Consider the following 12,983-nt stretch of genomic DNA (forward strand, 5'->3'; position numbering starts at 1 on the left):
GGAGCCTTCATGGCACCGACAGATGCTGCTCATCCCAAGAGCTCTTGATCGGAGTGCGTCATGAGATCATCTGCACGTAGCGGCGACCTTTCCCCGGTATCGCCGCGCCACAAATCGGTCGGCCAGAACGGAAGCCCGACCCATCCGGCCCTCGACTGTCCTCCTGAGGAACTCGCCAAGGATGCCGGCGGTCTTGATCGCGTCGTCTTCGGGGTGACCGCGGTCATCGCGATCGCCTTCCTGGTCTGGGGATTCGTCAGCACGGAGTCGCTGGCGTCGGTCTCGGGGAAGTCGTTGTCCTGGGTGATGGCCAACCTGGGCTGGCTCTTCGTCACCGCGGCATCGACCTTCGTCGGCTTCGTGCTGTGGCTCGCGTTCGGCAAGTTCGGGAACATCCCGCTCGGCCGCGACGGCGAGGAGCCGGAGTTCCGTACGGTCTCGTGGATCACGATGATGTTCAGCGCCGGCATGGGGATCGGGCTGATCTTCTACGGCGTCAGCGAGCCGATCAGCCACTACATCACACCTCCGCCGGGTTCTGTCGGCGACGGTGAGTCCGAGAAGATCCAGACGGCCATGGCCACGACCCTCTTCCACTGGGGGATCCACCCGTGGGCGATCTATGCCCTGGTCGGGCTCGCGATCGCGTACAGCGTCTTCCGGAAGGGCCGCGGCCTGCTCATCAGCTCGGTCTTCGAGCCGCTCCTCGGGCGTCACGCGCACGGCGCAGGCGGGAAGGTCATCGACATGCTCGCGATCTTCGCGACGCTCTTCGGGTCGGCCGCGTCGCTCGGCCTGGGCGCCCTTCAGATCCGCAGCGGACTCGAGATCGTCGGCGGGCTCGGTACGACGGGCAACGGCATCCTGGTCGCCATCATCGCCGTGCTCACGGTCGCGTTCGTCTTCTCGGCGGTCTCGGGTGTCGCCAAGGGGATCCAGTGGCTCTCGAACATCAACATGGTGCTCGCCGTCGGGCTCGCCCTGTTCGTCTTCCTGGTCGGTCCGACCGTCTTCATCCTCAGCCTGATCCCGACAACCGTAGGAAGCTACTTCCAGGAGGTTGCGATGATGTCGGCGCGTACGTCGGCAGAGGGATCCGAGACCGCCGCCTGGCTGTCGGGGTGGACGGTCTTCTACTGGGCCTGGTGGCTCTCGTGGACGCCGTTCGTCGGCATGTTCATCGCCCGGATCTCGCGCGGCCGCACCATTCGCCAGTTCGTGACCGGTGTGCTCCTCGTGCCGTCGCTGGTGAGCCTGGTCTGGTTCGCCGTCTTCGGCGGCGCGGCCATCGACCTGCAGCAGAAGGGTGTGGACATCGCCGGCGCGGGTGGTGTGGAGACCCAGCTGTTCACGACCCTCGGGTCCTTCCCGCTGGCCACGGCCGCAAGCGTGGTGGTCATGGTCCTGGTGGCGCTCTTCTTCGTCTCGGGCGCGGACGCGGCATCGATCGTGATGGCCACGCTCTCCGAGCGCGGCTCCATCGAGCCGGGCAGGCCGACGGTGATCTTCTGGGGTGTCGCCACGGGTGCCGTTGCTGCGGTGATGCTCCTAGTCGGCGGCTCCGACGCGCTGAGCGGGCTGCAGACGATCACGATCGTCGCGGCGGTCCCGTTCGTGCTGGTCATGATCGCGTTGTGCGTGTCCCTGGTGAAGGACCTCCGGGAGGACCCGCTGGTCGTGCGTGCCCAGTACGCCTCCAGGGCCGTCGAGCAGGCCGTCGTCTACGGGGTCTCGGAGCACGGTGACGACTTCGTCATCAAGGTCTCCCGTGATCCCGATGCGCCCGCCGACGAATCGGCTGATGACGAGGACACCGAGCTGTCGGCTAGCTAGCTCGAGTCGCGAAGGGACGGTTGAGGTGAAACAAGACGCGAACGGCTCGTACGCCGTGGAAGAACCGGTGGACGCACTCAGTGTCACCGAGCCGAAGACCTGGGCCGCCGGCGTGCCGGCGGTGCGGAAGGCGATCGAGTATTCGCTGACGCAGACATCGGTGCGGCGTACGGCGTTGACGTTGTTGAACCTCAACCAGCCCGACGGGATGGACTGCCCGGGGTGTGCCTGGCCCGAGCCGGGTCACCGGCACCGGAACGAGTACTGCGAGAACGGTGCCAAGCACATCGCCGACGAGGCGACGTCGCGCCGGGTGACGCGCGAGTTCTTCGCGCGTCACCCGGTCTCGGAGCTGGACGGGAAGTCCGACTACTGGCTCAACCAGCAGGGCCGGCTGACCGAGCCGATGGTCAAGCGGCCAGGTGCGACGCACTATGAGCCGATCACCTGGGAGGACGCGTTCCACACCATCGCTCAGGAGCTCAACGGCCTGGACTCTCCCGACGAGGCGATGTTCTACGTCTCGGGCCGGCTCAACAACGAGGCCGCGTTCCTGCTCCAGCTCTTCGCCCGCGCGTTCGGCACCAACAACCTGCCCGACTGCTCGAACATGTGTCACGAGTCGAGCGGCTCGGCGCTCAACGAGACGCTGGGGATCGGCAAGGGCAGCGTCCAGCTCGACGACATCTACAACGCGGACCTGGTGTTCGTGGTCGGCCAGAATCCGGGCACGAACCATCCGCGGATGCTGTCAGCGCTGGAGGAGACCAAGCAGCGGGGCGGCAAGGTGATCGCGGTCAACACGCTGCCCGAGGCGGGACTGATGCGGTTCAAGAACCCGCAGAAGGCCCGCGGAGTGGTGGGCCGCGGCACCCAGATCGCCGATCAGTTCCTGCAGATCCGCCCGGGTGGTGACCTCGCGCTGTTCCAGATGCTCAACCGTCGTCTGCTCGAGACGGACCGGGCCGAGGGCGGCGGAGTGCTGGACTGGGAGTACATCGCGGAGTACACGACCGGGTTCTACGCCTTCGCCGAGCACGCCCGCACGATCACCTGGGAGGCTGCGCTCGAGGCCACCGGCTTGACCCGCGAGGAGATCGAGGCGGTCCACGAGCAGGTGCTGGCCAGCCGCTCGGTCATCGTCTGCTGGGCGATGGGACTGACCCAGCACAAACACGGCGTGCCGACGATCCGCGAGGTGGTCAACTTCCTCATGCTCCGGGGCAACATCGGCAAGCCCGGAGCCGGGGTCTGCCCGGTCCGCGGTCACTCCAACGTGCAGGGCGACCGGACGATGGGCATCTGGGAGAAGATGCCCGACTCCTTCCTCGACGCACTGGGTGCCGAGTTCAGGTTCGACCCACCGCGCAAGCACGGGTACGACTCGGTGGACGGTGTCCGGGCGATGCGCGACGGGAAGGCGAAGGTCTTCGTGGGCGTCGCCGGCAACTTCGTCCGAGCGATCTCGGACAGCGACGTCGCCGAGGCCGCGTTGAGGAACTGCCGCTTGACGGTCCAGGTCTCCACCAAGCTGAACCGCTCGCACACGGTGGTCGGGGAGACCGCGCTGATCCTGCCCACGCTGGGCCGCAGCGACATCGACGTCCAGTCCAGCGGTGAGCAGTTCGTCACCGTCGAGGACTCGATGAGCTCCGTGCACGCCACCCGCGGCAAGCTCCAGCCCGCCTCGGAGCATCTCCTCAGCGAGGTCGCGATCATCTCGCGCCTGGCCCAGGCGACGATCGGTGGCCGGTACGGCATCCGCTGGGCGGACTTCGAGGCGGACTACGGCCGGATCCGCGATCGGATCGCACGAGTGGTGCCGGGGTTCGAGGACTTCAACCAGCGGATCAAGAATCCGACCGGGTTCGTTCTGCCGAACCCGGTCAACTCCGGTGTCTATCGGACGCCGAGCGGCAAGGCCGTCTTCACGCGCAACGACCTGACGTGGTTGGAGGCCCCGCCGGGTCATCTGATCCTGCAGACGCTGCGCTCGCACGATCAGTGGAACACCATCCCGTACGCCATGGACGACCGTTATCGCGGCATCCACCACGCTCGCCGCATCGTGATGGTCAACCCGGCCGACATCGCCGAGCTGGGTCGGTCCGACGGCGACCGTGTCGACATCGTCGGGGTCTGGGAGGACGGGGTCGAGCGGCGCGCCCCGGGGTTCACCCTGGTCGCCTATCCGGCGAGCCGGGGTTCGGCGGCCGCGTACTATCCGGAGACCAACGTGCTCGTGCCGCTCGACAGCGTTGCCGAGGGCAGCAACACCCCGACCTCGAAGGGCGTCGTGGTGCGCTTGGAGGTCGCCGGGCCGGCAGAGTCGTGAAAGGCCTTCTCGGTGCGGCGAACGTGCCGTCGTGGCGTCAGGGTGTCCTTCCGGCCGACGTCGGTGTCGCCGAGGTCGGCAGGGTGTGCATGTGTGCAGCGGCCGCGGCGCCCGAGTCGGCGATGGTGCCCCGGGCGACCCGGTGACGCCCCATGACCACGGCCATCACGACACCGGCGAGACTGAACACCGCCATCACCCAGGACGCGGCGGCGAGGCCGGAGGACAGGGCATCGACATTGGACTGGCCCTCAGCGGTCCGGCTGGCGATGACGTTCCCGTAGATCGTCGCAGCGAGCGCCGTGGCCACGGCTGCGCCGACGTACCGTGCCATGTTGGAGACACCTGAGGCGGCCCCCACCTGGGCCGCCGAGACACATGCGGTCGACGCTGACGTCGCGGGCCCGTTGGACAGGCCCATCCCGATCGCTGCCGCGACGAGCGGCAGCACGAACGCGCCGTACCCCCAGGAGCCCTCGACGAAGCCGATCCATCCGAAGCCGATCGCCGTGAGTGCGAACCCGGCTCCGACCACCGGGCGACCGCCGAACCGCGCCGCGACCCGTGGCACCAAGGGAGCAACCGCGACGAGGCCGGCGGTGGCAGGAAGTGTCGCCAGGCCGGCCTGCAGCGAGCTGAGCCCGAGCGTGCTCGGGTCCTGGAAGTAGAGGCTCACCAGGTACATCAGCGCGTTGATGGTGCCGGCGCCGATGAGGATGGCGATCGTGGACGCGACCAGCACCCTGTTGCGCAGCAGGGCCAGGTCGAGCATGGGGACGGCGACCCGCTTCTCCACCGCGACGAAGGCGAATCCCGACACCACGGCCACGGCAAGGCACCCGAGCGTGGCCAACGACGTCCACCCCCAGTCGCTGCCTTCGCTGAGCGCCAGGATGATCGGGGTGAGGGTGGCGGCGACCAGCACGCTGCCACCGACGTCGATCGAGCGTGGCCGGTCCTCGTCGCGGGACTCGGTCACCATGCGTGCGGTCATCGCCATGCACACCGCCGCGACGCCGGCGTCGAGCCAGAACAGACCTTGCCAGCTCGTCAGCTCGACCAGGACACCCCCGAGCAGCGGCCCGACCGCAGCACCCACGCCTGCCGCCGCGCCCCAGAGCGAGACCGCCCGCAGCTTGCCCTCTTCAGGTGTGCCGACCGTGAGCAGGCTGAGGCCACAGGCCAGGATCGTCGCGCCGGATGCACCCTGGATGCATCGCCCGGCAATGACGGCTGCACCAGAGTCGGAGAGGGCGATCAGCACGCACGAAGCGATGAACAGCAGCAGACCGAGCTGGAAGATGCGCTTCCTGCCGAACTCGTCGCCCAACGAGCCGGAGGTCACGATGGTCGCGGCACCCACCAGCGAGTAGCCCGTGACGGCCCACTGCAGCGTGGTGACATCCATGTCGGTATCGGCGCTGATGGCGGGGAGCAGGATGCTCACCGCCGACGTGTTGGCGTTGACCACCAGGGTCGACAGGCAGGTGACGAGGAGGACACCACCTGCTCGGCTTGCCACCTCGGTGCTGCTCATCGGTACCCCTCACCTTTGTCAGAACGACTGCGGGACGCCATGCGTCGACCACAGGAACCACGGTGGCCGCCGCGGCGGGTCGTGTCCTCCTCCGGTAGGGATGATCCCGAGGCCAGCCCGCTCGCAGGCCTGACCCGTCTGCGGCATGTCCTCGCCCAGGGCGGGTACCGCGTGCAGATGACTGAGATGAACCAGGACGAAGCACGCGTACAGGCACTCCAAGGTGTGGTCGAACGGGTCAACGCATGGCAGGAGACCGCACCCGAGGGAACCATCCGGGAAGAGCTGGCCAAGGCGCTGCACGAGGCCGGGGTGACCCTCACCGAGGAGCAGCAGGAGCTCGTCACCGACCGGATCTCGCGTCAGGAGGACGTCGACGTCGACCTGCTCGCCGCCGACAGCGGCGAAGGCGGCCCCGCCTGACGTACGCCCCTCGTGGTCATCCCCGGGCGGGATCGACGCGCGCCATCACCGGGGTGGCGAGGACTCCGTGGATCAGCACCGAGGCGACGACGGTGAAGGCGACCGTCGACCACAGCCAGTCCTGAGCCAGGGCCTCGTCCTGCCCGGCGGCGTAGGCGAGGTAGTAGACGGACCCGACCCCGCGGACACCGAAGAACGCCGTGGCCCAGCGCTGGTGCCGGGTGAGAGGCGACGTACGCTCTCCTCGGTCCGGCCACGGCGCCAGGGCCAGGATCCCCGCGGCCGGACGGACCACGAGGATCAGCGCCAGCCCGATGGCGATCCCGCGCCAGTCGAGAGCCTCGAGCAGGCCTCGCGTGAGCGCGATCCCGAGAACGAGGAGTACGAAGAGGGTCAGCAGGCGCTCGAGCCGCTCGGCCACCTCGTGCATGGCCGCGTGATAGTCGTGCGAGCGCTCGGCCGAACGGAAGGCCATGGCGCAGACGAAGACCGAGAGGAAGCCGTAGCCGCCGAGAACCTCGCCGACGCCGTACGACGCGATCAGGGCCGCGAGGGCGAGCAGCGACTCGCCGCGTTCGGCCACGCGCAGGGACCGGCTGCTGGACCGGAACGCGACGTAGGCGAGGACCTTCCCCACCACCAGCCCGGCGAGGACGCCGATCACGATCTTGGCCACCAGGTAGAAGCCGACCCATTCCAGCGCCCAGTTCGAGACGGCTCCTTGGGTGGCGAGCAGGATCGCGACGTACACGAACGGGAAGGCGAGGCCGTCGTTCAGGCCCGCCTCCGAGGTGAGGGTGAACCGGAGCTCGTCGCGCTCGTCGACCTCGTGGTCACCGGTCTGCGGGCCGGCCACCTGGACGTCGGAGGCGAGCACGGGGTCGGTGGGCGCCAGCGCCGCGCCCAGGAGTATCGCCACGGCCGGTGCCAGTCCGGCGGCCCACCCGAGAACCGCGATGGCGGCGATGGTGATCGGCATCCCGATCGCCAGCAGCCGCCAGGTGGACGACCACCGGCCCCAGGTCCTCGGATCGCGGAGCTCGAGCGGCCGGTCGAGCGCCAGGCCGACGCCCATCAGCGCCACGATGATGGCCAGCTCGGTGGCGTGCTCGATCGCGGCCCGGTTGGCCTGCGGGTCCAGCGGCAGACCATCGGGGAGCGGCGTGAGCCCGATCAGCATCCCGACCCCGACCAGCACCATCGGAGCCGAGATCGCCCACCGGTTGAGGAGGTCGGGAAGCACGATGGCCAGCAGCAGGCTGGCGCCGATCACCACGTAGGCAAGGTCGGCAGTCATAGCTACGTCGCCCCGATTCGTCGCATTGCAGGTCCAGCACGGCCAGCCTCCCCGAACCAGGTTACGTACGAACCAACCGACTCGCGGAGCATGCGAGGTCGCGTCGGGGGTTACCGGTCGAGTCATGAGTGAAGAGCAGCTTCAGCCGGAGGACACCCTCGACGACCGCGGTGTCGACGATGTCCTGGACGAGGGCTATTCGCCGCCCGAGCGGCCGCGGGGTGTCACCGCCAAGGGTGTGACGCCGCGGGAGGAGATCGAGGGCGAGACCATCGACGAACGGCGCACTCAGGAGGAGCCGGAGGTCTGGGAGGAGGCCGAGGCGGAGGCTGACGCCGACATCTTGGACGGTCCGGTGACCGGGGAGGTGGGCGAGGCCCGTTCCGGTCGGCTCACCAGCCCCGACGAGGGCGTGCGGGAGGACGACGAGGGGAAGCTCATCGGACACGACGAGGGCATCGACGGTGCCGGCGCCTCCGCCGAGGAAGCGGCCGTGCACATCGTCGACGAGCCGCCTGACTGAGGCTGATTCTGCGCATTCGGGGGTACCGGTGAGCGGCCGGATCCCTTTTCAGTGCAGAGGAGAGCTGCCGTGTCCGAAGACGTGACCGACCTGATCATGCAGGACCACCGTGAGGTGGAGAGCCTGTTCGAGAAGCTTCAGCGAGATCCGGAGGTACGAGCCGGGCTGACCCCGATCTTGGTGACGCTCCTGGCCGCACACAGCCGTGCCGAGGAGGCTGAGGTCTACCCGGTCGCCCGGGACGAGGCGGGGGAGGCCGAGGACGTCGCGCACAGTCAGGAGGAGCACCTGCTGGCGGACCGCCTCCTCGCCGAGCTCAGCGAGTGCGACCCCTTTTCAGCGGAGTACGGCGACAAGCTGGCGGAGGTGGTCGAGGCGGTCTCCCACCACGTCGAGGAGGAGGAGAGCACCGTGCTGCCGGGCATTCGCGACCGTCTCGACGACGCCCGCCGTGCCGAGCTGGGCAAGGCGTTCCTGAAGAGCCGCCAGGAGCACCTCGGTGACATGCCCCAGGACATCACCCGCGATGAGCTCCGCCGCCAGGCCGCCAACGCCGACATCCCCGTCGGGGACAAGGGCAAGGAGGACCTGCGGCGTACGCTCGATCAGCACGCCGACAGCTGACGCGCAACCGCCGAAGCCGTCAGCTCCCCGCCATGATGAGGCAGGTCGCGACCGCGTGACCGACGACGCGGCCCGTCTCGTCGGTGATCTCGGCTTCGGCGGTCGCGGCGCGACGTCCGATGGTCACGACGCGTCCCACGCAGGTGAGCGTGCCGCTGTCCAGCGTGGCCGCGCGGGTGAACTTGATGGTCAGATCGAGCGACGTGTAACCGGTGCCGGCCTTCAGCTTGGTGTGGACCGCACACCCGAGAGCCGAGTCCGCGAGGGTCGCCAGGATGCCGCCGTGCACGGTGCCGATCGGGTTGTAGTGCCACTCCTCGGGCGTGAGCTCGAAGACGGCCCGGCCGTCGCTGACCTCGACCAGAGCCATGCCGAGGGTCGCGTTGATGGGTGGCGGCGGGAGCTCGCTGTCGCCCAGCTGCTTGAAGAAGTCGAGCCCGTCGAGCTCCCGGGCGGCGGTGGCGAAGAGCTGTGGGTCGGCCCACGAGTAGGTGCGTTCGCGTACCGCTCGGGACTGCTCGGAGGTCGTGTCCTGGGTCATGGCGGCTCAGATCCGCTCGATGATCGTGGCGTTCGCCAGGCCGCCGGCCTCGCACATGACCTGCAGGCCGTAGCGGCCGCCGGTCTGCTCGAGGTTGTTCAGCAGCGTGGTCATCAGCCGAGCGCCGGAGCCGCCCAGCGGGTGACCGATGGCGATGGCGCCGCCGTTGATGTTGACCTTGGCGAGGTCGGCACCGGTCTCCTTCTGCCAGGCGAGTACGACCGAGGCGAAGGCCTCGTTGACCTCGAAGGCGTCGATGTCGTCGATGGAGAGCCCGGCGCGGGCGAGCACCTTCTGGGTCGCGGGGATGATGCCGGTGAGCATGAAGATCGGGTCGTCGCCGGCGACCGCGAAGGAGTGGACCCGTGCTCTCGGGGTCAGGCCGAGGCGTGCGGCGGCCTCCTCGGACGCGACCAGGAGTGCGGCCGAGCCGTCGTTGATGGGGGAGCTGTTGCCGGCCGTGACGCGCCAGTCGATGTCGGGGAACCTGGCCACGGAGCTCTCGTCCTTGAAGGCCAGGCGAAGGCCTGCGAGCGACTCGGCCGTGGAGGACGGCCGGATCGTCTCGTCGACGCGCAGGTCGTTCACGTAGGTGACCTGCGAGTCGAAGTGACCGTTCTTCCATGCCGTCGCGGCCCGCTGGTGCGACTCGGCCGCGAACTCGTCCAGCTCGGTGCGGGAGAGGTCCCACTTGTTGGCGATCAGCTCGGCCGAGATGCCCTGGAGGACGAGGCCGCCGTCGTAGCGGGCGTTCACCTTGCTGCCGTAGAAGTCCTTGCCCAGGAACTGCGACCCCATCGGGACGCGGCTCATCGACTCCACGCCGGAGGCGATGGCCACGTCGTACGCCCCGGCGATCACGCCCTGTGCGGCGAAGTGGAGCGCCTGCTGCGAGCTGCCGCACTGCCGGTCGACCGTGACGCCGGGGACCGACTCCGGGAACCCGGCGCCGAGCAGGGCCCAGCGGGCGGTGTTGCCCGACTGCTCGCCGACCTGCCCGACCGCGCCGCTGATCACGTCGTCGACGACGGCCGGGTCGATGCCGGTGCGTTCGACGAGCGCGGCGAGCGTGTGGGCATGGAGATCGACGGCATGGATCTCGGAGTAGGCGCCGCCGGGCTTGCCCTTGGCGACGGGCGTACGGACGGCGTCGACGATCACAGCGTTCGGCATGGTGGTCTTCTTTCGTGTTCGAGAGGTCGGTTGAGGGGGTCCTGGGGTGGTGCGTGGACGATGGTCAGCGAGGCGCGACCATCAGCGGTTGCGCGACGGTGGCGAAGGTGCCGTGCTCGTCGGCCATGTCGCCGTGTGCCTGCCCGATGCCGTCGGGACCGATGGTGCTGCGGGCGTCGAGCAGCATCCACTCGCTCGTGGGCGGTCGCTCGATGGTGACGGTCACGGTCGGCGGGATGAAGTACCACTCGCTCATCGGCAGCGAGCCGGACAGGCCGTTGGTGGAGTCGGCCAGGGTGAGCAGGCGCTGCACCGGCGAGGCCTGCTCGCCGGCGACCAGCGGGACACGCAGGCGCGCCCACACCGCCGCCGGGCCGGGTTCGTAACCCCCGCTGATGAACCGCCAGTCGATGGCGCGACCGTAGCCCCAGTCCGGGCTGACTCCGTCGAAGAAGCGCTCGGAGGAGGCCGGCGGGATGTCGGGGACCTTCTCCGGACGCCAGTGCTCGCGGGTCGACCCCGGCGTGGCCCGGATCAGCCAGGCGCTCGCCTTGACGGCGAGCCGGTCACCGGCCCACAGCGAGGCCTCGACGAGCTCGACGCGACGACCCGGCCGGACCACGTGCGCCTCGACGCGCATGGTTCCCTGAGGAATGCCGCCGAGCATGTCGGCCGTGAAACGGGCGATGGAGAGGGCCGGGTCGGAGCGTACGGACTCGATCGCCCGGGCCAGCAGGGCGGCGGGAGGGCCGCCGTGCTGCAACGAGTGGTCCCAGGGGCTTGCCGTCGCCGGGGTCGACTCGAAGGTTCCGTCGTCGTCGGTCGGTAGGTAGAAGGCGTCGAACTCGAGGGTCATCAGCGTCTCCTGGGCGTGGGTCAGCGGGCCAGCTGCGGGTAGAGCGCCTCGATCGGCTGGGCGAGACCGGCCTTGACGTCGGCGCTCACCTGGTCGGCGAGGATCTCGTACGCATCGGCCTCCAGGCCGTCGTAGGCGCTGCGGACCACGTCTGCCGGATCGTTCTTAGGGTCGGTGATGCCGACCGTCATCGGGGTGTCGGTGTAGCCCAGGTGCAGCGAGGCGACGTGGATGCCGTCGCCGGCCAGCGCGAGGCGCTGGGTGTTGGTCGCCGACCACAGCGCGGCCTTGGTGGCGCTGTAGGCGTCGCCGATGCCGTACCAGCTCAGGACCGACAGCACGTTGAGCACGACGCCCTTGCTCGCGCGCAGCGACGGCAGGAAGGTGGTCGTGACGTCGAGCGCTCCCCAGAAGTTCGTCTCGAAGAGGTCGCGAGCGGCGCTCAGGTCACCGGTCACGCTGGCGCCGTTGGAGCCGCCGGCGTTGTTGATGACGACCGTGGTGTCTTCGGCCGCCGCAGCCGCCTCGGCGACCGAGTCGTGGTCGGTCACGTCGAGCCTCAGCGGCACGATGCGCGGGTCGTTCCACTCGCGGGGCTTGCGGGCCGCGGCGTACACCTTGGCGGCGCCGCGCTCCAGCGCCTGGTTGACGAAATGGGTGCCGAGTCCGCCGTTCGCCCCGGTCACCAGGACGACCGCGTTCGCGAGAGTGGGCATGTGGTTCTCCTGTTCGAGGGCGCGGGCGCCGCTCCGATGAGTTGGTTTTTCCAACGTACTCGGGTTGGTTTGGTTTTCCAACTCGATTAGGATCGAACCATGATGACGCAGGTACGTGAGTGCTCGGTGGCGCGGACGCTCGAGCTCGTCGGCTCCAAATGGACCCTGCTCGTCGTTCGCGAGCTGTTTCTCGGAAGCCGCCGGTTCGAGGAGATCGCCCGGTTCACGGGCGGCCCGCGCGACATCCTCACCGACCGTCTACGCCGGCTCGAGGCCCACGGACTGGTGACGCGGGTCCAGTACGAGCAGCGCCCGCCGAGGTTCGAATACCACCTGACCGACCTCGGACGGTCGCTCGCGCCGATCATCGCCACGATGCGCGAGTTCGGCGACCGTCACCTGGCCGGGGACGACGGCCCGCCGGCCAGGTTCGAGCACTCCTGTGGCTCGGAGTTTCACCCCGTGCTGGCCTGCAAGGCCTGCGGGGAGGTCGTACGCCGCGGCGAGGTCGAGATCGTAGACGCCGCGACGTGATCGGGCTGCGCAGTAGGGGTCAGCTTCGCTTGGACCAGGTGTGATGCCCGATGACCGCTTCCCGCGCGACCTGAGTTCCAGAGATCGTCCGGGTCAGCTCACGAGGACGGCGAAGACCACGACGTTCTCCTCGTAGCTGTTCGTGTCCGGGTCCAGCCCGCCGCACGTGATCAGCCGCAGGCCGGCGCGTGGGATGTTGCCGTAGACGGCGTCGGTGGGGAAGGCGCTCTTGGCGAAGTGCTCGATCCTGGTCACCCGGAACACGGCGGTGCTGCCGTCCTGGCGTGCGATGTCCACCACGTCGTCCACCTCGAGGTCGGTCAGGTGTTGAAAGACCCCGGGTGTGCCATTCCAGCGCACGTGGCCGGCGATGATCGCCGGGCCCAGCTCGCCTGGCGTCGGGGACCCGGTGAACCATCCCGCGGGAACGGCGTCCGGTGGCACCTCGAGGCTCCCGTCGCTCCGGAGGCCCAGCTCCATCAAGCTTGAATTCACGCCGATGGCCGGGATCCGCAACCGGGTCGGCGCCGACCGCACCATCGGTTGGACAGCTACTTCCGGATGGCCCGCCCGACGGTCGCCGGCCGCCGA

At 69.0% G+C, this 12,983-nt stretch carries 13 protein-coding genes; 6 read left to right on the forward strand and 7 right to left on the reverse strand.

The genetic code is table 11. The features are described from left to right. Nucleotides 1-60 precede the first annotated feature (60 nt). A complete protein-coding gene (locus ACIO3S_RS17525; RefSeq protein WP_400466124.1) occupies nt 61-1,833 on the forward strand; it encodes a BCCT family transporter in 1,773 nt (590 codons plus the stop codon). A 67-nt stretch (nt 1,834-1,900) separates the two neighbouring features. Continuing rightward, nucleotides 1,901-4,168 (forward strand): FdhF/YdeP family oxidoreductase, encoded by a 2,268-nt coding sequence (locus tag ACIO3S_RS17530; protein ID WP_400466127.1) that lies wholly within the window; start codon nt 1,901-1,903, stop codon nt 4,166-4,168. Nucleotides 4,169-4,205: 37 nt separating this feature from the next. Here the strand turns inward: ACIO3S_RS17530 and ACIO3S_RS17535 are convergent, their stop codons facing one another. Next, on the reverse strand, nt 4,206-5,705 hold the full coding sequence (locus ACIO3S_RS17535) for an MFS transporter (protein ID WP_400466130.1): 1,500 nt from the start codon (nt 5,703-5,705) through the stop codon (nt 4,206-4,208). Nucleotides 5,706-5,882: 177 nt separating this feature from the next. Here ACIO3S_RS17535 and ACIO3S_RS17540 point away from each other — a divergent pair, with 177 nt between their 5' ends. After that, nucleotides 5,883-6,128, forward strand: coding sequence for a hypothetical protein (locus ACIO3S_RS17540; protein WP_400466133.1), 246 nt, complete (start codon nt 5,883-5,885; stop codon nt 6,126-6,128). Nucleotides 6,129-6,144: 16 nt separating this feature from the next. Here the strand turns inward: ACIO3S_RS17540 and ACIO3S_RS17545 are convergent, their stop codons facing one another. Beyond that, nucleotides 6,145-7,425, reverse strand: coding sequence for a cation:proton antiporter (locus ACIO3S_RS17545; protein ID WP_400466136.1), 1,281 nt, complete (start codon nt 7,423-7,425; stop codon nt 6,145-6,147). A 124-nt stretch (nt 7,426-7,549) separates the two neighbouring features. Between ACIO3S_RS17545 and ACIO3S_RS17550 the strand changes: the two genes are divergently transcribed. After that, nucleotides 7,550-7,948 carry a DUF5709 domain-containing protein gene (locus ACIO3S_RS17550; RefSeq protein WP_400466139.1) on the forward strand — a complete coding sequence of 133 codons (399 nt, stop codon included), beginning with the start codon at nt 7,550-7,552 and terminating at the stop codon, nt 7,946-7,948. Between the two features lie 69 nt (nt 7,949-8,017). Then, nucleotides 8,018-8,572 (forward strand): hemerythrin domain-containing protein, encoded by a 555-nt coding sequence (locus tag ACIO3S_RS17555; RefSeq protein ID WP_160028416.1) that lies wholly within the window; start codon nt 8,018-8,020, stop codon nt 8,570-8,572. A 19-nt stretch (nt 8,573-8,591) separates the two neighbouring features. On the opposite strand, the gene ACIO3S_RS17560 is transcribed toward ACIO3S_RS17555, so the two are convergent. From ACIO3S_RS17560 to ACIO3S_RS17575, 4 genes are all read right to left on the reverse strand, one after another. Beyond that, nucleotides 8,592-9,113: a PaaI family thioesterase gene (locus ACIO3S_RS17560; protein ID WP_400466143.1), complete on the reverse strand. Its 522-nt coding sequence runs from the start codon at nt 9,111-9,113 to the stop codon at nt 8,592-8,594. A 6-nt stretch (nt 9,114-9,119) separates the two neighbouring features. Beyond that, nucleotides 9,120-10,286: an acetyl-CoA C-acyltransferase gene (locus ACIO3S_RS17565; RefSeq protein ID WP_160028420.1), complete on the reverse strand. Its 1,167-nt coding sequence runs from the start codon at nt 10,284-10,286 to the stop codon at nt 9,120-9,122. Between the two features lie 64 nt (nt 10,287-10,350). Further along, a complete protein-coding gene (locus ACIO3S_RS17570) occupies nt 10,351-11,142 on the reverse strand; it encodes a thioesterase family protein (RefSeq protein WP_400466146.1) in 792 nt (263 codons plus the stop codon). Nucleotides 11,143-11,162: 20 nt separating this feature from the next. Next, nucleotides 11,163-11,858 (reverse strand): SDR family oxidoreductase, encoded by a 696-nt coding sequence (locus ACIO3S_RS17575; protein WP_400466147.1) that lies wholly within the window; start codon nt 11,856-11,858, stop codon nt 11,163-11,165. Between the two features lie 99 nt (nt 11,859-11,957). On the opposite strand from ACIO3S_RS17575, the gene ACIO3S_RS17580 reads away from it, so the two are divergent. Beyond that, nucleotides 11,958-12,392 carry a winged helix-turn-helix transcriptional regulator gene (locus tag ACIO3S_RS17580; RefSeq protein ID WP_400466150.1) on the forward strand — a complete coding sequence of 145 codons (435 nt, stop codon included), beginning with the start codon at nt 11,958-11,960 and terminating at the stop codon, nt 12,390-12,392. 93 nt (nt 12,393-12,485) lie between these two features. Here the strand turns inward: ACIO3S_RS17580 and ACIO3S_RS17585 are convergent, their stop codons facing one another. Continuing rightward, nucleotides 12,486-12,932 (reverse strand): class F sortase, encoded by a 447-nt coding sequence (locus tag ACIO3S_RS17585; protein WP_400466152.1) that lies wholly within the window; start codon nt 12,930-12,932, stop codon nt 12,486-12,488. Nucleotides 12,933-12,983: the final 51 nt, after the last annotated feature.

Origin of the sequence: Nocardioides sp. NPDC087217 (genome assembly GCF_044744805.1) — a bacterium.
In the GTDB taxonomy this organism is placed as follows: Bacteria; Actinomycetota; Actinomycetes; order Propionibacteriales; family Nocardioidaceae; genus Nocardioides.

Coding starts and splice junctions, on each gene's coding strand:
- ACIO3S_RS17525 (WP_400466124.1), top strand. CDS start 61: ATGAGATCATCTGCACGTAGCGGCGACCTTTCCCCGGTATCGCCGCGC.
- ACIO3S_RS17535 (WP_400466130.1), bottom strand. CDS start 5,705: ATGAGCAGCACCGAGGTGGCAAGCCGAGCAGGTGGTGTCCTCCTCGTC.
- ACIO3S_RS17540 (WP_400466133.1), top strand. CDS start 5,883: ATGACTGAGATGAACCAGGACGAAGCACGCGTACAGGCACTCCAAGGT.
- ACIO3S_RS17545 (WP_400466136.1), bottom strand. CDS start 7,425: ATGACTGCCGACCTTGCCTACGTGGTGATCGGCGCCAGCCTGCTGCTG.
- ACIO3S_RS17550 (WP_400466139.1), top strand. CDS start 7,550: ATGAGTGAAGAGCAGCTTCAGCCGGAGGACACCCTCGACGACCGCGGT.
- ACIO3S_RS17560 (WP_400466143.1), bottom strand. CDS start 9,113: ATGACCCAGGACACGACCTCCGAGCAGTCCCGAGCGGTACGCGAACGC.
- ACIO3S_RS17565 (WP_160028420.1), bottom strand. CDS start 10,286: ATGCCGAACGCTGTGATCGTCGACGCCGTCCGTACGCCCGTCGCCAAG.
- ACIO3S_RS17570 (WP_400466146.1), bottom strand. CDS start 11,142: ATGACCCTCGAGTTCGACGCCTTCTACCTACCGACCGACGACGACGGA.
- ACIO3S_RS17575 (WP_400466147.1), bottom strand. CDS start 11,858: ATGCCCACTCTCGCGAACGCGGTCGTCCTGGTGACCGGGGCGAACGGC.
- ACIO3S_RS17580 (WP_400466150.1), top strand. CDS start 11,958: ATGATGACGCAGGTACGTGAGTGCTCGGTGGCGCGGACGCTCGAGCTC.
- ACIO3S_RS17585 (WP_400466152.1), bottom strand. CDS start 12,932: ATGGTGCGGTCGGCGCCGACCCGGTTGCGGATCCCGGCCATCGGCGTG.